At 70.4% G+C, this 24,698-nt stretch carries 17 protein-coding genes and 2 pseudogenes; 7 read left to right on the top strand and 12 right to left on the bottom strand.

The annotated features are described in order from the left end of the window. Positions 1 to 9 precede the first annotated feature (9 nt). Genes AC1UKG_RS16765 through AC1UKG_RS16775 form a run of 3 tightly spaced genes read left to right on the top strand, consistent with a single transcriptional unit; the run spans position 10 to position 6,447 of the window. Positions 10 to 2,817 (top strand): hypothetical protein, encoded by a 2,808-nt coding sequence (locus tag AC1UKG_RS16765; RefSeq protein WP_482642878.1) that lies wholly within the window; start codon positions 10 to 12, stop codon positions 2,815 to 2,817. After that, a complete protein-coding gene (locus AC1UKG_RS16770; protein WP_482642877.1) occupies positions 2,814 to 6,131 on the top strand; it encodes a right-handed parallel beta-helix repeat-containing protein in 3,318 nt (1,105 codons plus the stop codon). Before AC1UKG_RS16765 ends, AC1UKG_RS16770 begins: the two co-directional genes overlap by 4 nt. A gap of 16 nt (positions 6,132 to 6,147) precedes the next feature. Beyond that, the gene (locus tag AC1UKG_RS16775; RefSeq protein WP_018815231.1) at positions 6,148 to 6,447 is read left to right on the top strand and encodes a YbaB/EbfC family nucleoid-associated protein; all 300 of its coding nucleotides are present in this window, start codon (positions 6,148 to 6,150) and stop codon (positions 6,445 to 6,447) included. On the opposite strand, the pseudogene AC1UKG_RS16780 reads toward AC1UKG_RS16775, so the two are convergent. The 11 genes and pseudogenes from AC1UKG_RS16780 to AC1UKG_RS16830 all read right to left on the bottom strand — a co-directional run bounded on the left by AC1UKG_RS16780 (position 6,434) and on the right by AC1UKG_RS16830 (position 18,171). Further along, positions 6,434 to 9,888, bottom strand: a pseudogene (locus AC1UKG_RS16780) (ATP-binding protein). The gene AC1UKG_RS16775 and the pseudogene AC1UKG_RS16780 overlap by 14 nt on opposite strands. Positions 9,889 to 10,010: 122 nt before the next feature. Next, positions 10,011 to 11,636 carry a phosphoenolpyruvate--protein phosphotransferase gene (ptsP, locus tag AC1UKG_RS16785; RefSeq protein ID WP_018745610.1) on the bottom strand — a complete coding sequence of 542 codons (1,626 nt, stop codon included), beginning with the start codon at positions 11,634 to 11,636 and terminating at the stop codon, positions 10,011 to 10,013. Further along, positions 11,629 to 11,919 (bottom strand): HPr family phosphocarrier protein, encoded by a 291-nt coding sequence (locus AC1UKG_RS16790; protein WP_018732039.1) that lies wholly within the window; start codon positions 11,917 to 11,919, stop codon positions 11,629 to 11,631. The genes ptsP and AC1UKG_RS16790 overlap by 8 nt, the downstream gene beginning before the upstream one ends. 36 nt (positions 11,920 to 11,955) lie before the next feature. Continuing rightward, entirely contained in the window at positions 11,956 to 12,996 is a 1,041-nt protein-coding gene (locus tag AC1UKG_RS16795; protein WP_018745611.1) for a zinc-dependent dehydrogenase, read from the bottom strand. A gap of 27 nt (positions 12,997 to 13,023) precedes the next feature. Next, positions 13,024 to 13,464, bottom strand: coding sequence for a PTS sugar transporter subunit IIA (locus AC1UKG_RS16800; RefSeq protein WP_018745612.1), 441 nt, complete (start codon positions 13,462 to 13,464; stop codon positions 13,024 to 13,026). Further along, positions 13,457 to 13,765 (bottom strand): PTS lactose transporter subunit IIB, encoded by a 309-nt coding sequence (locus tag AC1UKG_RS16805; RefSeq protein ID WP_018745613.1) that lies wholly within the window; start codon positions 13,763 to 13,765, stop codon positions 13,457 to 13,459. Before AC1UKG_RS16805 ends, AC1UKG_RS16800 begins: the two co-directional genes overlap by 8 nt. A 5-nt stretch (positions 13,766 to 13,770) precedes the next feature. After that, entirely contained in the window at positions 13,771 to 14,988 is a 1,218-nt protein-coding gene (mtlA, locus tag AC1UKG_RS16810; RefSeq protein ID WP_482643208.1) for a mannitol-specific PTS transporter subunit IIC, read from the bottom strand. A gap of 6 nt (positions 14,989 to 14,994) precedes the next feature. Then, a pseudogene (locus tag AC1UKG_RS16815) lies at positions 14,995 to 16,046 on the bottom strand (1-phosphofructokinase family hexose kinase). Continuing rightward, on the bottom strand, positions 16,043 to 16,804 hold the full coding sequence (locus AC1UKG_RS16820; protein WP_018745616.1) for a DeoR/GlpR family DNA-binding transcription regulator: 762 nt from the start codon (positions 16,802 to 16,804) through the stop codon (positions 16,043 to 16,045). Before AC1UKG_RS16820 ends, AC1UKG_RS16815 begins: the two are co-directional and overlap by 4 nt. Before the next feature lie 244 nt (positions 16,805 to 17,048). Continuing rightward, a complete protein-coding gene (locus AC1UKG_RS16825; protein ID WP_018745617.1) occupies positions 17,049 to 17,672 on the bottom strand; it encodes a response regulator transcription factor in 624 nt (207 codons plus the stop codon). 124 nt (positions 17,673 to 17,796) lie between these two features. Then, a complete protein-coding gene (locus AC1UKG_RS16830; RefSeq protein ID WP_018815228.1) occupies positions 17,797 to 18,171 on the bottom strand; it encodes a hypothetical protein in 375 nt (124 codons plus the stop codon). 290 nt (positions 18,172 to 18,461) lie between these two features. Between AC1UKG_RS16830 and AC1UKG_RS16835 the strand changes: the two genes are divergently transcribed. Then, complete coding sequence (locus AC1UKG_RS16835; RefSeq protein WP_482642876.1) at positions 18,462 to 20,765, top strand: ATP-binding protein; 2,304 nt, start codon at positions 18,462 to 18,464, stop codon at positions 20,763 to 20,765. Positions 20,766 to 21,007: 242 nt separating this feature from the next. Here the strand turns inward: AC1UKG_RS16835 and AC1UKG_RS16840 are convergent, their stop codons facing one another. Further along, entirely contained in the window at positions 21,008 to 21,598 is a 591-nt protein-coding gene (locus tag AC1UKG_RS16840) for a hypothetical protein (protein WP_026271697.1), read from the bottom strand. Positions 21,599 to 21,635: 37 nt separating this feature from the next. Here AC1UKG_RS16840 and AC1UKG_RS16845 point away from each other — a divergent pair, with 37 nt between their 5' ends. The 3 genes from AC1UKG_RS16845 to AC1UKG_RS16855 all read left to right on the top strand — a co-directional run bounded on the left by AC1UKG_RS16845 (position 21,636) and on the right by AC1UKG_RS16855 (position 24,647). Continuing rightward, positions 21,636 to 22,325: a response regulator transcription factor gene (locus AC1UKG_RS16845; RefSeq protein WP_018745621.1), complete on the top strand. Its 690-nt coding sequence runs from the start codon at positions 21,636 to 21,638 to the stop codon at positions 22,323 to 22,325. A 30-nt stretch (positions 22,326 to 22,355) separates the two neighbouring features. Further along, positions 22,356 to 23,681, top strand: a complete 1,326-nt coding sequence (locus tag AC1UKG_RS16850; RefSeq protein ID WP_018815226.1) for a sensor histidine kinase — start codon at positions 22,356 to 22,358, stop codon at positions 23,679 to 23,681. A 165-nt stretch (positions 23,682 to 23,846) separates the two neighbouring features. Further along, positions 23,847 to 24,647, top strand: a complete 801-nt coding sequence (locus AC1UKG_RS16855; RefSeq protein WP_018815225.1) for a lytic polysaccharide monooxygenase — start codon at positions 23,847 to 23,849, stop codon at positions 24,645 to 24,647. The last annotated feature ends 51 nt before the right edge of the window (positions 24,648 to 24,698 follow it).

Here is a 24,698-nt window from a genome sequence, read left to right on the forward strand (position 1 = left end):
ATCGCCACAATGGCATCCGTGATCCGAGACCTGCTGTCCGGCAGGAGGGACGGCCCTGGTGACATCGTGCAGCACACCGTGGGTAACGCGTTGGTCCTGCACGCCGCGGAGACGATCAGCGCCGACGCACAGTCGCTGGCCCTGTCGGTCGTCAAGGACGCCGACAACGACGTGGTCGTCCTCGATCTCAGCGACGGCGTACCGATCAGCTCCTGGGAGTCCATGGCCGGCGTACTACCGCGTCGTCGACGCGGTATCCGGCTCATGGCGTGCGGTCCGCACGCGAACTCAGCGGCGATGGCCGGGCAGTGGCTGTCGGAGCGGTTACATCGCACGGTCATCGCCCCCGACGGTGACCTGGTCCGCGGCGCGTCCGGTGGCTTGTTCGTGCACTCGATACCGGGCAGCGGCTGGGTCCGGTTCCGGCCCGGCAGGCCACCGACCTGGGATGCCAAGCGCTACCCGACTCCGATGTGGGATCGGGCCGTCACCGACAACCGGGCGTCCAGCTCGACCGGGGAGATCGAGCCACTGCCCGGTGGGGTGTGGATCCGCGACGTGCGCGAGCCGGACGTCGTCGCGGAGCACCGCCGACGGCTCACAGCCGACGTGCCGTGCCACCCCGAGACGATGACCGTGTTGCTGGGCTGCCCTGGCACGGCCCCCCTCTGCCTCGATGACGTGGTCCGCTTCTGGCGGAACCTGGACGAGGACAGCCGAGCCCGTACCCGTTTCGTCCAGTACGGTGACCTGCGCCTACCGAAGGGTGAGACCTTCGGTCAGGCCCTCGCCGACCTGCTCGGAACCACGATTGTCTGCTACACCGGGGTTCCGGTCGGGGCACCGCGACGATTCGAGGTCCGTACCGTACGTTCCGACGGCGCGCTCGGTTGGCCGCCGTTCGCGCTGGAGCTGCGATACGCGCCTCGCGCGCACCCCAACTCGAAGGCACACCGGCCCGTCGTGCTGAGTCACCGCCCGCCCCTGGCTGAGGCCGAGGAGGTCGCGCCACGGGTCTACTGGTACGCCCCGGACGCGGTGATCGAGGTGATCCAGTCCGGGCTGTGGGTCCGCAGCGGCGAGGAGCCGGTGAACGCGGAACGGGTCCGCGGTATGCCACTCGACCCCGAGGGCAGCGTGCTCGTCTATGACGACACCATCGGCGAGTCGGCTGAGCGAATGTGGGCGCTCGCCGAGGATCTCGCGGCCCGGATCGACCCGAGTGTGGCTGCGGACAGCTCACTCTTCTCGGCATCCGCACTGGTCCCGGGCGTGTCCGCGGCAGGGCTCGCCCAGGCGTCCCTCGGGGAGGAGGATTCGCCGCGTCCGACGGTTACCGGGCAGCTGTCCACGTCACCGCCGCCGGCCACGGAGGATCTGCCCGCCCCCACCGTGGACACGATCGTGATCAGGCCCGTGGTCGAGTCGGTCGCGGAGGCCGTTGCCCCGGTGGCCACCGCAACGGCCGCGGCCTTGGTGCGTCCAGACGTCACGCTGCAGACGCACCCGGCCAGGGAACCGGCACCACCGCCGGCCGAGACGCCCGCACCGCAACCGGCCGACAGACCAACACCACAGCCAGCCGAGGCACCCGCACCGCAACCGGCCGACAGACCAACACCACAGCCAGCCGAGGCACCCGCACCACCGCGGGCTGCGAAACCGGCACCACAACCGGCTGATGAACCGGCGCCGCGGCAGGCTGAGGCACCCGCACCACGGCCAGCCGGGAGCCCGACACCGCCACCGGGCATGGGCGGAGCGACGCCGGTCGCGGAGTCCTTCGTCAAGCCGGTCGCGGAGTCCTTCGTCAAGACCGTGCAGGACCCGATCGCCACCATCGAACCGGTCGAGACCACCACCGTTGCCGAGCCGACGCGGCGGCACGCGGTCGCCGGTGACGAAGCGCCGCTCCAAGAGCAGCGACGGACCCCGCCGCCAACAGCGTCCGTACCGGTGACCGACACGAACGCGCCGGAGGTGCGAGTGCAGCCGGTGCCCCCGGCGTCGGCGTCGGCGCTGCTGCCGAGCCGCCCACTCGACGAGGAGCGGGCCTGGCTGCGGCGCACGCTGAGCCGGGAGTTCGACAGCATGGCCAGTTCGGTCGCCCGGATCATCTCCGAACACCCTGGACTGCAGGCGTCCGGCGCGGTCGGTCGAGATGACGTCCTCGCCGACTCGGTCGCGGTCCGTCTCTACCTGTCACGGCGGGGCACGGGAGTCGACGTCGGGTTGCGATCTGGCAGCAACGGCCCGCACGTGCCGTTCGCCCGGTGCGCGGTCTCGGGCCTGTCCCGGCTACCGTCGTACCGCGGCGCCACGATCTACCGCACCTCGCCCACCGAGCAGGAATGGCAGCACTACCGCACCCGTAGACTGGTCACGAACTGGGCGTTCGTCAGCACGCTGACCGGACCGTGCGAGAGTCAGGACGGCGACACCGACGTCCTGGTGTGGTCGATGACCGCGCGCCGAACGGCGCTGCTGGAATCCGACGGAGCCGAGCGGGTCGAAGGCCGGGCGCTCTTCCTTCCCGGCACCCACTTCAAGATCTTGGAACTACAGGAACCGTCGGGCGGCGGCCGTGGCGCGATCCTCATGCGGGAGATCGGCGCGAAGGAAATCGACGGGGACGGCCGGGTGGATCCCGACCGGGCGCCCCTCGACGACCTGGCCATCGTGTCGCTACGTCGTAGCCTCGAACGCTGGTCGACCGCGGAACCCACCCGACGGGTCGGTGCGGGCTCGACGAGTCGGTTCGGCCTCCTACCGGGTCTGGACCGCCGCGCGGTCGGCGCGAAGGTGAGCGAGCGGTGAGCCGGCAGGTCCTGGTGGTGGGCGGCGGCAAGCCCGGCGCCCACCCGACGATCGGGGCGGCGCTGGCGCGTGCGGAGGCCGGCGCGACCATCGCCGTTCACCCCGGCCGATACGCGGAGAAGCTCGTCGTCGGCACCCACGTCATGATCAGCGCCGCCGGAGACGGACCGGTCGAGGTGCATGTCGAGGAGGGCAGTGTCCTCGTCGTGCACGGCGGGGGCGTCCAGTTGCACGGCATCAACCTGTCCAGCGGGGATTCGACGCTCGCCGCGGTCGACGTGTACTCCGGCGAGGTCGCGCTCGACCGCTGCCGGATCACCGGTGGGTCCTGGACAACCCTGCTGGCCCGGTTGCAGGGCTCGTTGGCCCTGCGCGGATGCGAGGTACGCAGTTCGGCTGGTGCCGGTGTGGTGGTCACCTCGCCGCGGCCGAGCACGGTCGAGGACACGCTGATCGCCGACGTGGCGACCTCAGGTGTCGTGGTCGCCGATCAGGGCATGCTGACACTGCGCAGGTGTGTGATCGAGGGCGCCGGCGCCAACGGCATCTGTGTCAACGGTTCGGCCCGGCTGACCGTCGAGCAGGGCGAGGTCCTTCGGGCCGGCAAGCCGGCAGTGGTGGTGGAGCAACAGGGTTGGGCACGGATGCGGCAGCTCACCGTCCGGGACAGCGGTAACGTCGACCTCTTCCTGCGCGGCGACATCGACGTGGTGGTGAGCGACTCCCGGTTTGGTGGCGCCGCGCTGCAGGCCGCGCACGTCGCCGATGGTGCCGCGCCCCGGTTCGAGCGATGCACCTTCGAAGCGGTCGGGCAGACCGCCACGCACGTGACCGGCAAGGCCCGACCCACGTTCGTCGACTGCGCCATCGTGGGCGCGCCGGTGGGCCTCACCGTGAACGGCGCGAGCGCTCCCCGCTTCGAGGGTCTCACGGTGCGGGACACCACGGAGTCCCTCGCGGTTGTCGGTGGCTCCGGTTCGGCAGTCGTCCAGCGGCTACGGGCCTCGATCGACACCGGTTCGGGGGTGGTGGTCACGGACGGCGCGACCCTGGACGGCACCGACCTCGCGATCGACGTGGGCCCGGCGGTCGCTCTCGAACTGCGCGGCGCCGCCCGCGCCACGGTTCGGGAGGTCCGGATCACCGGCGCGGTGGCCCTCAGCGGCGGCTCCAGCCTGGAACTGCAGTCCGCCTTGCTCCGCGGAGCCGGGGTCATGGCCGGCGACGGCGACCTCCGCCTCCAGGACACCGAAATCCAGGACGCGACGGGCGACGGTGTGGAGGTCGGCACCGACGGTGTGGTCACCGCGATGCAGATCCGGGTGCGTCGGGCACGCCGCAACGGCATCGCACTGGCCCGCGGCGCCCGCGGCGTGTTCACCGACTGCGAGGTACTCGACAGCGGCGCGAACGGCTTCGACGTGGACACGCCGGATCCGGTGACGATCGCCCGGTGCACCGTGCGGGACAGCGGTGGCGTCGACGTGCGGGCGGCCATCGATGCGCAGCTCGCCGTCGAGGAGCTGAGCACCGATCTTCCGCAGCGGACCACGTCCGGATCCGCGATCCCGGCCGGCCCCGCCGCAACCGATACCGCGACTGTCGAGGACGAGCCGGAGCAGCCTTCGGCCGAGTCGGCTGACGAGTTGAGCGGCCCGTTGCGTGAGCTCAACGGGCTGATCGGCCTACGCGGTGTCAAGCAGGAGGTCACCGCGCTGATCAATTTGATCAAGATGTCACAGATCCGGCAGGAGATGGGGCTACCGATGCCCCCGATGAGCCGGCATCTGGTCTTCGCAGGTCCACCCGGCACCGGTAAGACCACGGTTGCCCGCCTCTACGGCGCGGTCCTCGCCGAGCTGGGCATCCTGTCCGAGGGACATATGGTTGAGGCGGCCCGCGCTGATCTCGTCGGGCAGTACATCGGCTCCACCGCGATCAAGACCACCGAGCTGGTGACCAAGGCGCTGGGTGGGGTGCTGTTCATCGATGAGGCGTACACGCTGTCGGCCGGTTCCGGTGGGTCGGGTCCCGACTTCGGTCAGGAGGCGATCGACGCGCTGATGAAGATGATGGAGGACCACCGCGACGAGTTGGTGGTGATCGTGGCCGGCTACTCGGAGCTGATGGAGAAGTTCCTCGAATCGAACCCGGGTCTGGCGTCCCGGTTCACCAAGTCGATCGAGTTCCCGAACTACACCGTTGAGGAGCTCGTCACCATCACCTCCAACCTGTGCGGCAAGCACTACTACGAGCTGACGGACGACGCGGTGGACGGGTTGACCACCTACTTCACCCGGGTTCCGAAGACCGCGACGTTCGGCAACGGCCGAGTGGCCCGCAAGCTCTTCGAAGCGATGATCAACAATCAGGCGTCCCGCCTGGCCACCACGCCGCCGGCGAAGGACAGCGAGCTCAACCGGCTCACCGCGGAGGACCTGGCTCCCGAGTTCGCGCTGCTGGAGGAGCTGCCGGTGGAGCAGACCGAGCAGCCCGACCCCAGCCTGAACCCAGCCGGGGCAATCAATGCCACGCGTAGCTGGCGCCGGGTCTGTGAACTGGTCGGGGCGACATCCGTGCGCGACGCCATCGGCGCGAGCCTGCTCCAGGTGTGCGAGTTGCGCAGCCGGCGGCGTGCGTATGGCAGACACGCGAACGTCATCCTCAGCGGCCCGGCCGGCAGCGGCCGCGGTGAGTTCGCCCGGCACTACGCCGCCGGTCTGTCCGAGCTGGGTCTGGTGCCGGTCGGCCACCTGATCCGCGTCACCACCGGCAAGGAGTTGGCGCCACGATGGCCCGGGCAGGCCCGGAGCCTGGTCCAGGCGGCACTGCGGGACGCCGAAGGCGGCGTGCTGATGATCGACTATTCCGATGACGCCCTTGGTTCCGGCCCCGACATCATGGAGCAATTGGTGGACCTGACTCGCCCGAAACTAGGTGATCCGGTGATCCTCCTTCTCGGTGCGGCACCGGAGCTACGGGAACTACGGGCCGCCGTCCCGGTGCTCGCCGAGGCTTTCGGACAGGAATGGACCATGCCCGACTACTCGGTCCCGGAACTGGCCCACATCATCGTCCGGCACCTGGTCCGCCGTGGTCACGAGGTGCCCGACGACGTACGGGAAGCCCTTGTCGACCTGGCCGCCGGGCTACCCGAGGGCACCGTCCGCGCGGCGCACCTGCTCTCGATGCGGCTGACCGGGATGGCCGCGTCGCGGACCCTGACCCTCGCCGACCTGAACGGCCTCGCCGCCCGCACCACCGCAGGCAGGGTGAGCGCACAGCAGCACGACGGCCTGGCCGCCGTCGGTTGAACGGAGGAGAGATCTCATGCAGCCGGATGTCCACCAGTTCCTGGACCATGCCCGGGCGTTCGAGCAGCAGATGCGCGACGCCCAGACCGACCTCGAAAAGGCGGTCGTGACCGGGCGCTCCCAGGACAGGACGGTGACGGTGTTGGCCGGCGGGCTCGGCAAGGTCTTTGCCGTCCGCGTCAACCCGAGCGTCTTCGACCATCGTGACGTGCAGGCCCTGCAGAACGCGATCACGGAGGCGATAGGGGCGGCGGCCGACAAGGCCAGCAAGCTCGCTGGGCAGAGGATGGGGCCGATCGAGGTCACCCTGCACTGAGGACAGCGACGGACCGGCGACTCAAGGACACCGCTTCGCGGGGCCGATCCACCCCGAACTCGGCGAGCCGGCGGCGGATCCGGCGCAGATCCCACCGGGCGCCGAGCGCCGAATACAGCGATACCGCCTCGCCGCACACCCGGATCGCCTCGTGCGGGCGACGATCGGCGGCGAGCAGCACCGCCGCGTCCTCGAGTGCCGCCGCCAGTTCCGGCGCCCGACCCACCCTGCGATAGCGTGCCGCCGCAGCCAGGGCGGGTTGCGGATCGCCCGTGATCAGCGCCCGGCAGCGCTGGGCGGCGGCAGCTGCCCGAGCGGGCCGGACCTCCTTGTCCGCCTCACCCGCGCAGATCTCCACCGCCCATTCGACGACGTCGGTGCGACGCTGGTCGAGCGCGAGCCGCACCACGCCCGGAAGCCACTGGTGACGCAGCATCATCGGCGCGTACGCCGGTGCCAGCAGGGGGCGAGGATGTCGAGTGCCTCGTCGGCCCGGCCCTGCTGCTCGGCGACCAACGAGCGGGCGACCAGGAGGAAGTCGCTGCTCGCCCGCTCGGCATCGGTGGCGGGCAGCGCGTGCACCGCCGCCAGGTGCTCGGCGACCAGGCCAGCGTCGTCGTGGTGTGCGGCGATCAGCGCGGCGACACCGTGCAGCAACATGGTGCCGGCACCCGGTTCGCGGGCTCCCAGGAACGTGATGCCGGGATTGTCATCGGCGACCGCCCGGATCGCGCTGAGCGTTGTCAGGGCGTCGTCCCAGCGGCCAAGCCAGTAGTGCTGCACCGCCGTGGCCATCGGTAGGCCGTGTGGAAGCCGGTGTCGGATGGCGACGAGCGCCGCCTCACGCAGGGTCCGTTCGGCCTCGTCGAGCCGGTCGAGGTTCTGCAGGGTGAACGTCCGGTTGTCGAGCAGGTCAAGGTACATGCCCACGCACGCCCGACGGCCCCGAACGGTGTCCAACGCTCGGTCGACGTACTCCAGCGCACGTTCGTGGTCCCGCCGGATCGAGTTGGTCAGCCACACGGTCTGCAACGCGAACGCGGCCTCGCACGGCTGTCCCGCCGCGACCGCCTCGCTGTGGGTGCACCCGGCCGCTCGATCGGCACCGTCGAGATCGTCGAGGCTGCCCCGCCGGACGTCGGCCAGCAGCACATGGTGGCTCGTCCGCCAGAGCTCGGGCGTTTCGGGATCGCGAAGCGATGCCTCGAGCAGGCTGGTCGCGGCCACGGCGTCGCCACGACGAAAGATCATGGTGGCGAGCAGGTGACGCATCTCCGCACGATCGGCCGGGTCCCGGGCCACGCCGACGGCCTCGCACGCCTCGGCCATCGACCACCGCTGGTGCCGGAAGTCCAGTCTGACCAGGGCGATGAGCAGCACCGTGCGCTGTGTCGTGCGGGGTACATCCGTGTCGAGTACCCGCCGCAGCAGCTGGCCGGCGACCTGCGGCGCCCGCTTCGTCACCTCGGCGTGCCGCTCGACGAGCCAGGACACCATCCACTCGTCGACCGGGGGCTCCCCGGTGGCGAGTTGCTCGGCCACCCGGGTCACCGAGCCGCCGCCACGGTGCAGCACCTCGGCCGTGTGCCGGTGCAACGCCGCTCGCGCCGGCGCCGGGATGCCCTCGTAGAGCATTCGCCGCACGAGTGGGTGACGAAAGGCGAGCACGCTACCCGCTTCCACGACGATGTGGGCAGCGAGTGCCTCCTCCAGGTGTGCCACCAGTTCGACTGGTGACTGTCCGGTGACCGCGACGATGTCGTCGCCGCTGAACTCCGGGCCAAGTAACGCCGCCGTTCGTAGGACCTCCTGGGTGGCGGGTGAGAGAAGGTCCACGATGGCCCGGATCACGACCAGCAGTGAGCGGGGAGCCTCCACTGGGACGGAGGTGTCGATGTCGGCACACCCGTCGCTGATCCGCACGGCCCCACGACGGAGCAAGGCGGTGATCACCTCACGGGCACCGAGCGGGTTTCCGCCCAGCCGCGGCACGACCGCCGCCAGGTACGGCCCCACCGGAGCCCCGACCAACTGGGCCACCAACTGCTCGATCGCCGCTGGCGGCAGCGCACGCAGACGTAGTACGTGGCCCTCCCGGGCCTGGACGCTCCGGCGTAGCTGGGCTGCTGCCTGGCCGTACGGCCCGAGTCGGGTCGCCGCGACAAGCAGCAGCGGCATACGTCGCGTGATGGCGATCAGCCGGTCCCAGAGCAGGCAGCTGACCTCGTCCACCCACTGAAAGTTGTCGACGACGAGCACAAGGGGCCCGGTCTCGCAGCTCGCCCGCACGTGTGCGAGCAGGCGTTCCGCGGCGGCCGCCGGGTTCGGAGGCCGATGCCACTCCGAGGTCGTCCGCACGCCCAACGCCCGCCAGATCACCTGTAGCGGGGCGTCCTGGTCCGGTTCGTCGGCGGCGCCCCACGCGATCTGGCAGCCCAGGCCGTGCGCGTCGGCGATGGCCGCGGTGAGTAGTTCCGTCTTGCCGATGCCCGGCTCACCCTCGATCCACAGCGCGGTTCCGTGGCCCGCTGCGACCGCCCGAACCAGGGCGCGCAGCATCGTCAGTTCGTCGTCGCGCCCCGCCAGCACCGGCGCCTGACCGTCGCACGCCGCACTGCTGATCTCGGATGGCAGGATCGGTGGTGTGGGGCGGGTGGCGGGGATGGCGGGGGCGGCGGGCTCGGCCAGTAGCCGCCGGTGCAACTCGGTCAGAGCCGGGCCGGGCCCGACACCGAGCTCGGCGAGAAGGGTGTGCCGAGCGGCCCGGAACACCTCGATCGCCGCGGTACGGCGGCCGATCCGGTGCAGGGCGCGCATCAGCAGCTCGTACAGGGGCTCGTGCAGCGGGTGCTCGTGCACCAGGCCGGACAGTGTGGCCAGCAGGTCGTCGTCGCCGAGTTGCAGGCCCAGTCGTACCCGCTGTTCGGTCGCGGTGAGGCGACGCTCGGCCAGCCGGGTACGTTCCGTCTCGATCCGGGGACCGGAGACTCCGGCGTACGCCTCCCCATGCCACAACGCCAGTGCCTCGTCCCACCGGGTGGCCGCAGCCCGTGGGTCGGCCTCCCGCAGTTCCTGAGCCTGTTGGCAGAAGGCCAGAAAGCGTTCGCTGTCCAGGTCCTCGGGGGACAGCCGCAGGGCGTAGCCCGACGGGCCGGAGGTGAGTAGGTGGTGACTCGATCGGGGTGGGCCCGGCGTCGCCAGACTGCGCCGAAGCCCGGAGACGTAGGTGTAGACACTGCCGGCCGCGGTAGCCGGCGGCGAGGTGCCCCAGATTCCCTCGATCAGCTCGTCCCGGCCGACGGGACGGCCGGCAGCGGCTGCCAGCACCGCAAAGAGTGCCCGCTGCCGGGCCGGTCCGAGGGGCAGCTCGTGTTCGCCGAGCCAGGCCCGCACGGAGCCCAGGACCGAGACCCGAAGCCGCTGATCCGGTGTCGTTGCCACGTGCGCTCCGAATCCACGAGGTGCGACGGACCGCAGCACCGGGACGACAGCCCCGGGTTGCGACGCTGCCGGCCGGCGGCGGGACACCCGACAGTGCTCGGGTGGCCCACCGCCGTGTCGGCTCAGGAGACGGTGAGCGGTGCCGTGCCGGCCGCCCACAACGCCTCGGCGGCGAGTCGCCGACAGTCGGCGAGGGTGTGGGCGGCGAGCGCCTCCCGCACCTCGGGCACTGCCCGTGGGGCCATGGAAAGGCTGGTCACGCCAAGGCCGACGAGCACCGGCGCGATCCTCGGGTCGGCCGCGGCCTCGCCGCAGACACCGACCGGTTTGCCGGCGGCCGCGCCGGCGGCGGCACAGCCGGAGATGAGTTCGAGCAACGCGGGCTGTGCCGGGTCGAGCAGGTCGGCCAGGTCGCCACACTGCCGGTCGGCGGCGAAGGTGTACTGGCTCAGGTCGTTGGTGCCGATGCTGAGGAAGTCCACCACCGACAGCAACGAGCGGGCCCGCAGGGCTGCCGCCGGCACCTCGACCATCGCTCCCGCTGTGGGAAGGCCGGCGTCCCGGCAGGCGGCGGCGAACCAGGCGGCCTCCGCGACCGTCGCCACCATCGGTGCCATCACCCACACCTCGGCTGCCGTGTCCCGGGCCGCCTGTGCGATCGCCCCGAGCTGGAGCTGGAGCACATCCGCCCGCCGCCGGGCCAACCGCAGGCCGCGTACGCCCAGCGCCGGGTTCGGTTCCACCCCGGCCGTGAGGAAGGGCAGGGGCTTGTCAGCGCCGGCGTCGAGGGTCCGCACGATGACTCTGCGCCCGGCAAGCGCGGTGAAGACCTCGGCGTAGGCGGCGACCTGCTCGTCGTGTCCAGGCGGATCGGTGCGATGCAGGTAGAGCAGTTCGGTCCGGAACAGACCGACGCCTTCCAGCTCACCGTCCACATCCTCAGCCGAGCCGATGTTGCCGTACAGGGCCACGGGGTGGCCGTCGGCGGTGTGGCCGGGCCCCCGGGTCGTGGCGAGTCGTCGCCGACGCCGCTGCTCGGAGACCCGGGTGGCGATGACGGTGTCGTGATTCACGCCCACCGCGACCTGCCCGGTCGAGCCGTCGACGGTGACCTCGACCCCGTCGGCAACAGCCATCGCACCGGGGCACCGGACCACAGCCGGTAGGCCAGCGGCTCGGGCCAGAATCGCGGTGTGGCTGGTCGGCCCACCGTCCTCGGTGACCAGCGCCAGCACCTGCTCCGGATCCAGACCGGCGGTGTCCGCCGGCGCGAGGTCACGGGCGATCAGCACAAACGGGTGGCCCGGATCGGGGATACCGGGTGGCGGCAGCCCCAGGCAGGCGGCGACGACCCGGTCCCGAATATCGTCCAGATCGGTGACGCGCTCGGCGAGATAGCCCCCTACGGCCAGGAACGCCTCCCGGTGCACGGCCAGCGCCCGGTCGACGGCGACCGGTGCGCTGGCCCCGGCCCGCACCTGCGCGACCACAGCGGCCGACAGCTCCGGATCCTGCGCCATCATCGCCTGTGCCCGCAGAACATCGGCCGCCGCCCGGGCTGCCACACCCTCGGCCCGGCGGGTCAGGTCCGCGGCCACGGTATTCAGCGCGGCCACCGCCCGCTCGACCTCGGCGTCCGGATCAACCACTACGGCCGGCTCGGGCGGCGGTGGTGGTGGGCTCATCCGGTACGCCGGGCCGGCGGCGCTCCCCGGGCTGACGCCGATGCCACGCAGCAGCTCAGCCATGGTCCGGTGACTCGTCATCGGAGTCGAGGTCACGGGCGAGCAGCGTGGCGAGCGCGTCGAGGGCGGCGTCGGCCGTGGGACCGTCAGCTTCGAGGGTGACCTCGGCGCCGTGCTTGGCGCCCAGGGCCAGCACGGACAGCAGGCTACGGGCAGGAACGGGAGGCTTGTCGCTGGTCCGAATGGTCACCGGAACGGACTGAGCCGCCGCGGCAGCGACGAACAGGGCGGCGGGCCGGGCGTGCAGGCCACTGGTAGCACCGACCGTAACGGAACGGGTGGGCATTGCGGGCTCCCTTCTGGGGACGACAGGCGCGCGGGGTCAGGGCTCGATCGTCACCTTGATCGCCTCACCCGTGGCGACCAGTTCGAAGGCGTCGATGGCGCCGTCCAGCGGCAACCGGTGGGTGATGAGGTCGGCGACCGGCACCTCACCGGAGGCGATGAGGCGCAGTGCCTCGGCGTTGTGGGCGGGGCTCGACCCGTTCGCGCCGACCAGCGTCAGCTCCCGGTAGTGCACCAGGTTGGCGTCCAGGCCGATGACTGGCCGGTCCTTCGGCAGCCCACCGAAGAGGCTGATCCGGCCCTGCCGGGCGGCCATCTGGACGGCCTGTTCCTGGGCCGCGCCGGAGGCGGCGGCGGTGATGATGACGTCGGCGCCGCGCCCGTTGGTGAACTTGAGCACGGCGTCGACCGGGTCGGTGTCGGCCGCGCAGATCGTCGCGTCCGGCGCGACCAGCGCAGCGGCCTGGCTGAGCCGGTCCTGGTTGAGGTCGACCAGGACCACACTCCTGGCGCCCCGGGCCCGGGCCAGCCGTACGTGCAGACAGCCGATCGGGCCGGAGCCGATCACCACCACGTCGTCCCCAGCGCCGACCTGAGCGAGATTCTGCCCGTTGAGGACGCACGCCAACGGTTCGGCAACCGACGCTTCGGCGTAGCTGACCCCGTCCGGGATACGGTTGAGCCCGTCGACGGCGAGCACTTTGCTCGGCACCACGAGATACTCGGCGAACCCACCGTCGTAGTGGTAGCCCATCGACTCCTGGTTGGGGCAGACCGTCCGGCGACCCTGCTGGCACTCGCCGCACTGCCCGCAGGGAATGGCGGCGATGACCTGGACCCGGTCGCCGGGCGACCAGCCGTCCACCCCGGCGCCGACCTCCACCACCTCGCCGGCGATCTCGTGCCCCATCACGCGGGGCGGCACGATGTGATGGTGGCCGAACCGGGAGATCTTCACATCGGTCCCGCAGGTGGAACAGTTACGGACGCGAAGCTTCACCTCTCCCCGCCCGGCAGTGGGCTCGGGGGCGTCCTCGATCCGGACGTCACCGGGAGCGTGGAAGCGTACGACCTTCATGGCGCGAGTTCCTCTCGAGTGTGCTGGTCAGTTGGGGACGGAGGACAACAGCAGCCGCCGCACGTCATCGGGGTCGGCTGCCTCGTGGAGCGCACGGGCCCGCTCGGGGTCCAGGAGCAGCTCGGCGAGGTCGGCGAGGAGTTCGAGGTGCCCGTCTCCTTGGGCGGCGATCGCCACGCAGGTGGTGACCTGGTTGCCGCCCCAGTCGACGCCGGCGGGGAACCGGACGACGGCGAGGGCGTCGCGGCGGATGGCCGCCTTGCCGGCGGTCGTGCCGTGCGGGATCGCCACCCCCGCGCCCACGTAGGTGGAGATCGACTGCTCCCGGTCCAGCATCGCCGTCACGTACGCCGGGTCAACGGCGCCGATCTCGACGAGCACGCCGCCGCAGCGACGGATCGCGTCGTCGCGGTTGGCGACGTGTTCGTCGAGCCGGACGGCCTCTGGCGCCAGCAGGCGGTCATCCATCGAGGTCGCCGCCGGTCTGCACGGCTTTGACGACTCGGGTCACCGCCGGATCGCCGATGAAGACCTGGATCGGCACGATGATCGTGTCCGGGGCGCTGATCCGGGCACGCTCGGCGAGGCCCTGGTGGCAGATCACGACGTCGGCGTCGGCGGGAATGGCATCGACCGGTGTGTGCGCGACGGCCACCGAGTGTTTGCCGAGTTGGCGGCGTAGCTGGCCGGCGAGCATCGCGCTGCTGCCCATGCCGGCGTCGCAGGCGATGACAACCTTGCGAACGGCGGCGCCGTTGATGGTGGTCATGGTGGTCAGGACTCCTTTGCGGTCACTTGTGGCGCGGGGTCGTCGCCGGATCCGCGGGAGGCCGGCGCCAGGTTCTTGTTGTCGGCCGAGCGACGCCGCGCGGCGGCCAGTTCCGCCCGCTCGCGGTCGGCCTGCTCCTCCGGGGCGACGGCCGTGTCGTCGGCCTCGTCTCCTGCCTTCCGCCCGAATCCGAGCAGCAGGGCCGCGACGACAAAGGTCACCGCAGCGGCGACCACAATGCCGAGCACGACGCCGAACCAGCCGCCCTTCGGGTTGACCGCGAAGTAGGCGAAAACGCTGCCGGGTGAGGGAGTGGCGACCAGACCCGCTCCGGTGATCATGAAGGTGGAGACACCGGCGGCACCGCCCGCGATCATCGCCAGGATCAGGCGGGGCTTCATCAGCACGTACGGGAAGTACACCTCGTGGATGCCGCCGAAGAACTGGATGATCATCGCCGCCGGGGTGGTCGGACGCAGTGAGCGGGGCCCGAAGAAGAAAAACGCCAGCAGCAGACCGAGCCCGGGTCCTGGGTTCGTCTCGACCATGAACAGGATCGACTTGCCGGCCTCGGCCGCCTCGGTCACCCCGAGTGGGCTGAGCACGCCGTGGTTGATGGCGTTGTTGAGGAACAGCACCTTCGCCGGCTCGACGATGACCGACACCAGACCAAGCATGTGGTGGGAGACCAGCCAGTCCACGCCGCTGCCCGCGATGTCGGTCAGGCGGCCGACGATCGGGCCGATCCCCCACACGCCGAGTAGGGCCATGCCCGCGCCGACGATGCCGGCGGTGAAGTTGTCGACCAACATCTCGAATCCGGGCCGGATCCGGTCCTGGATCAGCCCGTCTACGCGCTTGACCAGGTACGCGGCCGCCGGACCGATGATCATCGCGCCGAGGAACATCGGCACGTCGGCACCGACGACGATACCGACGGTGGCGACCGCACCGACGACGGCGCCGCGCTGACCGTGCACGAGACGGCCGCCCGTGTAGCCGATGAGGACCGGCAGTAGCAGGGTGATCATCGGGCCGACCAGGGCGGCGAAGTCCTCGTTCGGGAGCCAACCGGTCGGGATGAACAACGCGGTGATCAGGCCCCAGGCGATGAAGGCGCCGATGTTGGGCATCACCATGCCGGCGAGGAAGCCACCGACCCGCTGGATGGCGGCCTTGACGCCGGCGCCCTGGACTGCAGGTGTGTAGTTGCTTGTTGTCATGAGGGGCTACTCCTTCGACACCGGGGCGGGGGTGGAGCCGGGGAGGGTCAGTTGGGGGAAAGTAGTGGCTGGACGTCGGTCAATCGGCGGTGCAGGCGAACTCGTTCACGACGAATGTCAGCGGGGCCGGGCATCTGACTGCCGGGCAGACTCACGGCGGCGGCACCCCAGGCGACGGCCTCGGCCAGCGCGTTCCGCCGGTGGTGTGACTGCCCACCCGACTCGGGATCCTCGACCTGGCCGGACCGGGCAGCGGGGATGGAGACCTCGCCGCCGGCGGCCAGGAAGCCGGCCAGGAGGGCGTCGCCGGCACCGACCGAACTGCGTGGGCGTGCCACGGTCGCCGCGCCGGCGATGACCCCGTTGGCGTCGACCAGGACGGCTCCGTCCGCCCCGAGACTGGCCAGCACTGCGCCCGCTCCCCAGGAACGGAGCTCCTGCGCGGCGTCGACCACGTCCGCGAAGGAGGCCAGCGGACGACCGACCACGTGGGCGAGTTCCTCCCGGTTGGGCTTGACCAGGCTGGCGCCCGCCTTCGCGGCAGCCTGGAGGGCGGGCCCGCTGGTGTCCACCACCAGCGGGTCACCGGCGGCAACGACCCGCTCACAGAGGCTGCGGAACTCCTGGGTGGGCAGGCCCGGCGGGACGCTTCCACAGATCACCACGCAGCCGCCGGCACCGGCCTCGGTGAGTACCTGGTCGGTGATCGCGGAGAACTCCGTGGCACTGAGTTCCGGCCCCGGCTCGTTGATCTTCGTGACCGTGCCGTCCGGCTCGGCGAGGGTGATGTTCGACCGCGTACTCCCGGATATCGGCAGCGCGCGCACGTCGACCCGCTCACTGCGCAGGAGGCGGATGAGCTGACCGCCCTCGTCCCCGCCGCAGGTGACCAGGGCCCGCGACGGTACGCCGTTGGCCAGCAGAGCGCGGGACACGTTCACGCCCTTGCCACCCGGCTCGGTACTCCCCGACGTGGCCCGGATGACGTCACCACGAACGAGTTCCTCGATCTCGATGGTGCGGTCGAGACTCGGGTTGAGGGTGAGAGTAAGAATCATGCCTGCACCACCCGCACCCCGGCACTCTCCAGCTCGACCGCGAGACCGTCCTCGACTCCGGCGTCGGTGACGATCAGGTCCAGGTCGGTGAGAGACCCGAACCGCGCGAAGTGGTCGGTGCCGAGCTTCGTGTGGTCGGCGAGGAGCACGGCGCGGCGCGCTGCCGCGATCATCGCCCGCTTCACCGATGCCTCGGCCGGGTCGGGCGTGGTCAGGCCCCGCCTGACCGAGCATCCGTTGGTGCCGAGAAACGCCACGTCGACGTACAGGTCGGCGAGCGCGCGCAGGGCCCAGTCCTCCACCGTGGCCAGGGTGCGCGCACGTAGTCGTCCGCCCAGGAGGAGCACGTGCAGATTCGGCCGGGAACCGAGAAGGGTGGCGATGACCGGGGAGTTGACCACAACCGTCAGCTCTCGATCGGTGGGCAGCGCCTCGGCGAGGCGGGCGGTCGTGCTGCCCGCGTCGAGGATGATCGAGCCCTCCGACGGCACCTCGGCCAGCGCCATCGCGGCGATCCGTTCCTTCTCGTGGATCAGGACCGAGTCCCGGGTGGCCAGGGCCGGCTCGAATCCCAGCCGTTCCGCGGGGATCGCTCCGCCGTGCACCCGGCGCAGCACGCCGGCACGCTCCAGCACGGTGAGGTCACGGCGGATCGTCTCCGTCGTCACCTGGAGAGTGCCGGCAAGCGTCGCCACGTCGACGCGGCCGTTGGACCGGGCCAACCGGACGATCTCCTGCTGTCGCTCCTCGGCGTACATGTTGTTTCAACCCCGTTTCAAAGTTGAGATGGCTTTTTTTACGCCTGTTTCTGTGGGGTGTCAAGACGTTGCGCCTGTTCACGGGCGCGCCACAGTGCCAGAAAAGGCGGGAATTAACATGTCATGACCCAACATGAACAGGCACGCCACGCCCAGCGCGACACCGCGCTGGCGGACCTGCCTGGATAGGAGATCTCCCGCCCCGGCACGGTCCCGCCCCGGGAGGCGTACCGGATGACCGGGGTCAGATCAGGCCGGTGCGCAGCGCATACGCGACAGCGTGCGCACGGTTGCGCAGTTTGAGCCGGTGGGTGACCCCGTAGATGACGTTCTTCACGGTTCGCTCGGAGTAGCAGAGTTCCTCGGCGATCTCGTGGGTGTCGAATCCGTTGGCCATCAGCCGCAACACGTCGACCTCACGTGAGGTGAGCCCGGCGGCGTTGAGTCCGTTCGGCGTCAGCACCTCACGGTGCAACCGCTCGACGTGCTTGAGCAACTCACCCACCAGGCTCGGGGGCAGGACACCGCCCCCGTTCGCCGCGGCCAGCACGCCGTGCGCCAACCGGTCAGCGGTCACGGCAACCCGCGGCAGAACCGCGACGACCCGGCACTCCACCGCGATGAGCAGCTCAGCTTCGGTGATCTCACTGACCACGAGTACGACCGGGACAGCGAGTTCCGCCGCGCTACGACGTAGCAGGGCCACCACGTCGGCCGTCAACTGATCGCAGGAAACCACGAAAACCGTGGCCTCCGCCTGATCCGCCGGGTCCACCACTGTGAACTCCGACCGGGACTGGAGATAGCTGAGCAGCCCCTCGTAGCTGAGCGGATCCGAGGCCCGCAGCACCACCCGAACCTGTTCCACGACGTCCTCCGCATCGTTGTGTTTGTGGCGGCGCCAGTGTGCGGAGCAGATCTTCAGAGTTCCTCCATGCCACCTTCACGCCTCGACCGCGGTCGTGGAGGTTCGTGGCGCGCCCAGCCGATCACTAGCGCTCCGGGGCGTTCGACGCGGCGGCGCCGGGAGGCGGACCCGGTCGTCGGGCACACCGCACCGCCTCGATATACTTGCGGAGTTCGATTTCTGCCTGTTCCAGGCGACCAGGGGAGAGCTGGTCCGCGAAGATCGCGTTCACGACGTCGCTGGCCAGGTCGTCGGGCAGATCGTCCGTCCACCAGGTGGGCCGACCCTGCCACACGCGCAACACGTGCAGCCGGCTCTGGACGGCCGAAAGGGTGCGCTGCAGGTCCGCTATTGCGGCATCAGCCCGCACCGCGTCGATGACCAGCCGCCCCTCCATGGCGAGCGTCAGGAACAGTTCGCCCGCGAAGGGATCCGAGACAGCATCACCGTCGGCCAGCACGGAACGAGTGCATCAGCCCGCTCACCTCACGTGGAAGGACAACAGGGCTATCGTGCCCTGGCTGGCGGGACTTCTTGCCCGGAGCCGCTGTCCCCCTCACGTGCCGCACAGGTGACGGGCAGGTTTCGGTCACCTGTTGCCCGGGAGAGCATCAGCGAAGGACCAATCAGCGCCCGGATCAGCACTGTCCACCGTGGGCTATCATCGGGATGCCCCTCCGGAAAGCGATAGGCTGTGCTCGCGGTGCGACACCCGGTGCGTCGATACAGGCAACGGAGGGGAGCGGTCTGTTGTCGACGACGATCACCAATCCCACTCCCCCACCGCTGGCCATGCCGACCGAACACGCCGGCATGAACATTCGCCTACTGGGGCCGCTACAGGCCTGGCAGGACGACACCGAACTCGTGCTCGGCTCCGGCAACCGGACCGCCGTCCTCAGCTTCCTCGCACTGCACGCGAACCACGCCGTGACCCGGGAACAGCTGATCGCCGCACTGTGGGGTGACGACCCGCCGGCCAGCGCGACCGGCAACCTCTACACGTACATCTCCTCGTTACGCAAGATCCTGGATCCGTGTCGACACCGGTGGTCAACCGGTCAGGTGCTCGCCTCCGGCGGCGGCACCTATCGCCTGCGGGTACGGAAGCAGGACGTCGACGCCTTCCGGTTCGAGGCACTGCGCGAGGAGAGCAAACGGCACCGGGCCCTCGGCGACAGCAGTACGGAACTGGCCTCGCTCACCGCCGCACTGCGGATGTGGCAGGGGACAGCGCTCGCCGGCGTACCCGGCCCCTTCGCCGAGGCCCAGCGGCAACGCCTGGCGGAGCTCCGGTTGACCACCGCGGAACGGCACGCCACGCTGCTCGTCGAAACCGGCCGTCATGACGAGGCCATCTCGACGCTCCACGCGTTGATCGAGGCTCATCCAACTCGCGAGAACCTCGCTCCCCTGCTGACCGCGGCTCTCCACGCCGCGGGCCGGGCGGATGTGCCACGTCGTCCGCGCCCTCCCATACCGACGGAGCCCGCTGGTCACGTACCGGCGTCACCACCACGAACCGGCACCAGGTCGCCGGTACGAGCCGGCCCTGGATCACTGGCCGGCCGCGAGACAGAAATCCGCCGGCTACGTCGAGCCGTCGTCGAAACGACCCGTGGCCAAGGGCGCAGCATCCGCGTCGAGGGCTTCACGGGTATGGGCAAGTCGGCACTACTCGCCGTGGCACTGCCGAGGACGGCACCGTCCACCTGCCGAATCGGTTGGGCCGTCGGCAGGGAGTTGTCCCAGCGCGTACCGCTGGGGCTCCTGCTGGAGTGCATGGAGTCGGCGTTGGCGGGTGAGCCCAGCAGCGAGCTGGTCCGGCAGATCTCGCTGGCCACGAGCGCGCCCATGGGCAACTCGGCCACCGCGCCGGTTGCCCGGGTGGTCAGCCTGGTACGACAGGTCGCCCAGCAAGCTCCACTGGTCCTCGTGGTGGACAACCTGCATTGGGCTGATCCACACACCATGGCGGCCTGGAGGGCCCTACACGAGTTGACGACGCAACTGCCGCTCCTGCTCATCGCCACCAGTTGGCCCGACACCGCCAAGCTCGGCACCGCCGCCGACGAGGTCCACGAGCTGGCCCCCCTGAACCGGGCGGCCAGCAGCCACCTGGTACGTACGGCTGCTCCGGAACCGCCGGAATCCCCGGAGCTGGACCATCTCGTGGCGGCTGCCGCGGGTAACCCGTGCTACCTGTGGCACCTGGCCACAGCGGGTTCCGACCCCACCGGCCGGCTTCCCGCAAGCCTCATCCGGGTGGTCCACGCCCACCTCGCCCCATTCACCCAGCCGACCCGAGAGGTACTACGCGCGGCGGCCTTCCTCGCTGCTGGACCTGCCGCGGACGTCGGCCCCGGCTGTTCGCTCAGCGAATTGTCCGTGGTGACCGAACGGCCCACCGCCGAGTTGGTCGAGCTGCTGACGCCGGCCGCACGGGCCGGCGTCGTCGCCACCACCGGTGACGGGCTGACATTCCGTCATCCGGTCGTCACCCGGGTGCTGCACGAGGGCACGGCCAGCGCGCTACGAGTCCTGCTGCACCGCTCCTTCGCCGAGCGGATAGCGGGCGCCGGCGGGCCACCCGAGCGGGTCGTCACCCAGTTACTCGCTGACGCGGTGCCGTTGGACATCACGCTGACCCGCTGGCTCACTACTCACGTCGAGCAGCTCACCACCCGCGCGCCCCGGATCACGGTGACCATCCTGCAACGTGCCCACGCCCAGTGCACAATGCCGCCCGCCGACCGCATGACCCTCACCATCTGGCTGGCCCGGCTGCTCCTGCGGTTGGGCCGCAACTGCGCCGCCGAGGCCGGGTGGGTCGCCTCCCACACCAATGACCCCGACGTGGAAGGTGAGATGCGGTGGATGGTCGCCCTGACCTATGAGAAGCGCGGCGAGCACCAGACCGCCACGGACATCGCCCGAGCGGTGCTGCACGAGCGCCGGGTCCCGGTTCCGTGGCTCGACCGGTTTCGCCTCATGCAGGCTCGGCTGCGCCGACACCTGGCCGACCGGCACCCCGAGATCGGCGCGGGTTCGTAAATACCCCCCATCCCGAGCTTGTTGCCGCCGATCTCGACAGGCTGGCCGATCGGCACACGATGCGGGACGTCGAGATCGTCTGGGAAAGGCGTTCCCCGGCTGTCGACGGCTCTACGCCAGGGACAACGTGGGTAGCCGGCCCGAATTTCGGTCGCCGCGGTGGCAGCGACGCTGTCTCGCGGCCGTTCCGGCTGGTTCGTGGGGCGTGCTCGCTGGTGGACCCTCCGGGAGGGTAGGCGACGTCAGTCGCCGATCTCGCTGACCTGGGCGAACGGTGCGTCGTCCCGCCACACCACGTGAATGATGAAGTGGTGGTGCGGCTCCAGGAAATAGACCGCCAGGTTGTCTGGGGTGTTCTGCACGGTCTTCGTCGAGAAACCGATGCTGGGGGTAGCGGTGACAGTGTGCACCCGTCCACCACTGGCGCGGATCACCGCCTGACCGCCCTCCACCCGGAACGAGCGCAGGTATGTCGCCACGCCCGCGTCGTCTGTGGTGACGGTCCAGCCGTCCCGGGTGATGGACTCTCGCGGCGCGACGGTGCTGGGGCTTGGCGTGTCGACAGCGGACGGTGTCTCCACGGACGGCGCCACGGAGGGTGGCGCCACGGACGGAGTGGGCGACGACGGGACCGGCCGCGGCGACGCCGTGACGGTCACCGGAGGGTTGTCGTTGTGCCCCTCGCGGGACAGCTCACGAACCGAGGCGAGCGTCGCCTCGCCGGTCGGCGCGGTGCGCAGCACGGGAAGCAGGGCGACCGAGGTCAGTGCGATGCTGGCGGCAGTAGCCGCGAGCCATCCGAGCGTCGGCGCCCACCTGCGGAGTGTGCGCACGGTGATCCCTTCTCCCATTTGCGCCTATGGTAACGAGATGGCGCTGATTCTGTTGGTCGAGGACGACAGCATCATTACGGCGGCGCTGTCCCGCGCGCTGACCGACGCGGGGCATGCCGTGCGGGCCGTCGGTCAGTCGGCCGAGGCGTTGCGCGTCCTGACCGGGGAGCCGCCGGATCTGGTGCTCCTCGACCTCGGGCTGCCTGACATCGACGGTACGGATACGCTTCGCATGATCCGGTCCATCTCCGAGGTACCGGTCGTCGTCATCACCGCCCGCCGGTCGGAGACCGACATCATCCACCTGCTCAACTCGGGCGCGGACGACTACGTCACCAAGCCGTTCTCCGGTGAACACATCCTGGCCCGCATCTCGGCGGTGCTGCGGCGGTACCGCAGCGGCACCGACCAGCAGGGGCCCGGCACGATCACCGTCGGGCCACTGGTCATCGGACGTAAGGAGCGGCGGGCCACGATGGACGGTAAACCCCTCAAGCTGACCCGGCGTGAGTACGACGTACTCACGTACCTGGCTGAGCGGGCCGGGCAGGTGGTGAGTCGGCGGGAGCTGATGACCGAGGTCTGGCAACAGGCCCGAATCGGTGAGGAACAGACGATCGACGTCCACATCTCCTGGCTGCGGCGCAAGCTCGGCGAGACGGCTGCCAGGCCACGGCTGCTGCACACCATCCGCGGCGTTGGCGTCATGATGGTCGATCAGCACTGACAGTCGGACCTGGACGAGGCGGAGTTTACGATGAGGTGGGCGCTCAATCGGCTGGCGCTGGCCATCACGTCGATGGTGGCGCTGGCCTTCCTCGTGCCGCTCGCGGTGGTGACCCGCCAGCTCGCGCACGACCGGGCCATCGGTGATGCCCGCCAGCAGGCTGCCGCCATGGTGGCGGCGCTCGCCGTGGACGAGGATCCGCACCTGCTGACGCGCGCGGTGATGAGCACCACCGCCGGCGGCGAGGGACGGCTCGCCGTGCACCTGCCCGACGTCACCCCGGTCGGGGTGGCGCACGCCACTGCCACCGACGTGGCACTCGCCGCCGGATACCGGCGTCCGGTCACCGCGGACACGAGCGGCGGGCTGGCCTACCTGCTGCCGACTGTGATCAGCGACGGGCAGACCGCGGTGATCGAGGTACACGTGCCCCGCGAGGATATGGAGCGTGGGGTGTGGCGTTCCTGGCTGGCCCTCGCCGGCCTCGCCGTCATCCTCGTCGGTGGCTCCACACTCGTCGCCGATCGACTGGGTAGCCGGATCGTGCGATCCACCCGCCGGCTCGCCGGTGCCGCCCGGCAACTCGGCACCGGCGATCTGACCGCCCGGGTCGCCCCCGACGGCCCGGCGGAGCTGCACGACGCCGCACAGGCGTTCAACGGGCTTGCCCAGGACATGCGGCGGCTGATCGACGCCGAGCGGGAGATGGCCGCCGACCTGTCGCACCGCCTGCGTACGCCGCTGACGGCGCTGCGCCTCGACGTTGAGGCGATGCCACCCGGGACCGTCGGGGAGCGGATGCGGCAAGCCTGCGACCTCCTCGACGAGGAGTTGGAGGCCATCATCACGGGAGCCCGGAGCAGCGTGGGCGAGCGCGACACCGAGTGCACCGACCTCGTCGAGGTGCTGGCCGACCGGCTGGCGTTCTGGGCCGTCCTGGCCGAAGACCAGCAGCGGCCCTGGACGGTGGTCGGCGGCGATCGGCAGGTGCCGCTGCCGGTGCCACGCGGTGATCTGATCCTGGCGGTGGACGCCCTGCTCGGCAACGTGTTCGCGCACACCCCGGAGGGGTCGGCGTTCCAGGTCACCGTCTCACCGGACGCGCTCGTCGTCGATGATGCCGGTCCCGGCATCGCCGACCCCGCCGCAGCCGTCCGACGCGGCACGAGCGGAGCCGGATCGACCGGGCTTGGCCTGGACATCGTGCAGCGGATAGCCGTCACCGCTGGCGGGCGGCTGCACATCGGAACCGGGTCGTTGGGTGGCGCCCGGGTGGCACTGCTCCTGGCGACGGGCACAGCATCCGGCCCGCCGTCCGGGCCGGACGAACGCCGTTGGCACGCCGACCGCAGCTGAGCCGACGCGGTGCACGTACCGCTCCTGGGTAGCAGCGGATCGTGCTTTAAGAAGTGTTTTCGCAGTCTTTAAGGCTTTGTTATTGCACTCATGCCTAGCGTCCTCAGCCGTAACTCGAGGTATGCCGGAGGGTCCGGCAACACCAAAAGGACGGTTTGACGAACGATGAAGATTCGCACGCTCATCGCCTACCCTTTGACAGCCGTCGCGGCCGCGGCCAGCTCGACACTGGTATTCGCGTCGCCCGCCTCGGCACACGGGTACGTGGCCTCGCCGCCGAGCCGGCAGGCCCTGTGCGCGCAACGCGCCGTCTCGGACTGCGGCCCGATCACGTACGAGCCGCAGAGCGTGGAGGGGCCGAAGGGCCTCAAACGCTGTGACGGCGGGCTTTCCCAGTTCGCCGTGCTGAACGACAACAACCGCGGCTGGCCGGCCCGGAAGGTGGACGACACCGTCACCTTCAGCTGGACCCTGACGGCTCGGCATCGCACCAGCACGTGGGAGTACTTCATCGGCGACACCCGGATCGCCCAGTTCGACGGCGGCAACCGGCAGCCCGAGGCGGTCGTCACCCACCAGGTCGATCTAAGCGACTTCGCCGGGCCGCAGACGGTACTGGCGATCTGGAACATCGGCGACACACCGATGGCCTTCTACAACTGCATCGACCTCGACGTGAAGGGCGGTGGCACCACCCCGCCGACCCAGTCGCCGACTCCCGAACCCACCAGCACGCCGACGCAGAAGCCGACTGGCCAGCCCAGTTCGACCGCCCTGCCCACCATTCCGGGGACGCCAGGCCAGACCGGTGGGCCGACCACCGCAGCCTGGGCAGCGGGTACCGCCTACCGCGTCGGTGACGAGGTCACCTTCGGCGGAGAGCGCTACCGTTGCCGGCAGGCGCACACCGCGATTCGTAGCTGGGAGCCGTCGCTGTTCACGCTCGCCCTGTGGCTGCCGGTATGAGGCGCGCAACCAGGACCGTCGCAGCCCTGTTGACAGCCGCCGGAGCAGCAC

This window comes from Salinispora sp. CH2A1_6, assembly GCF_056820975.1.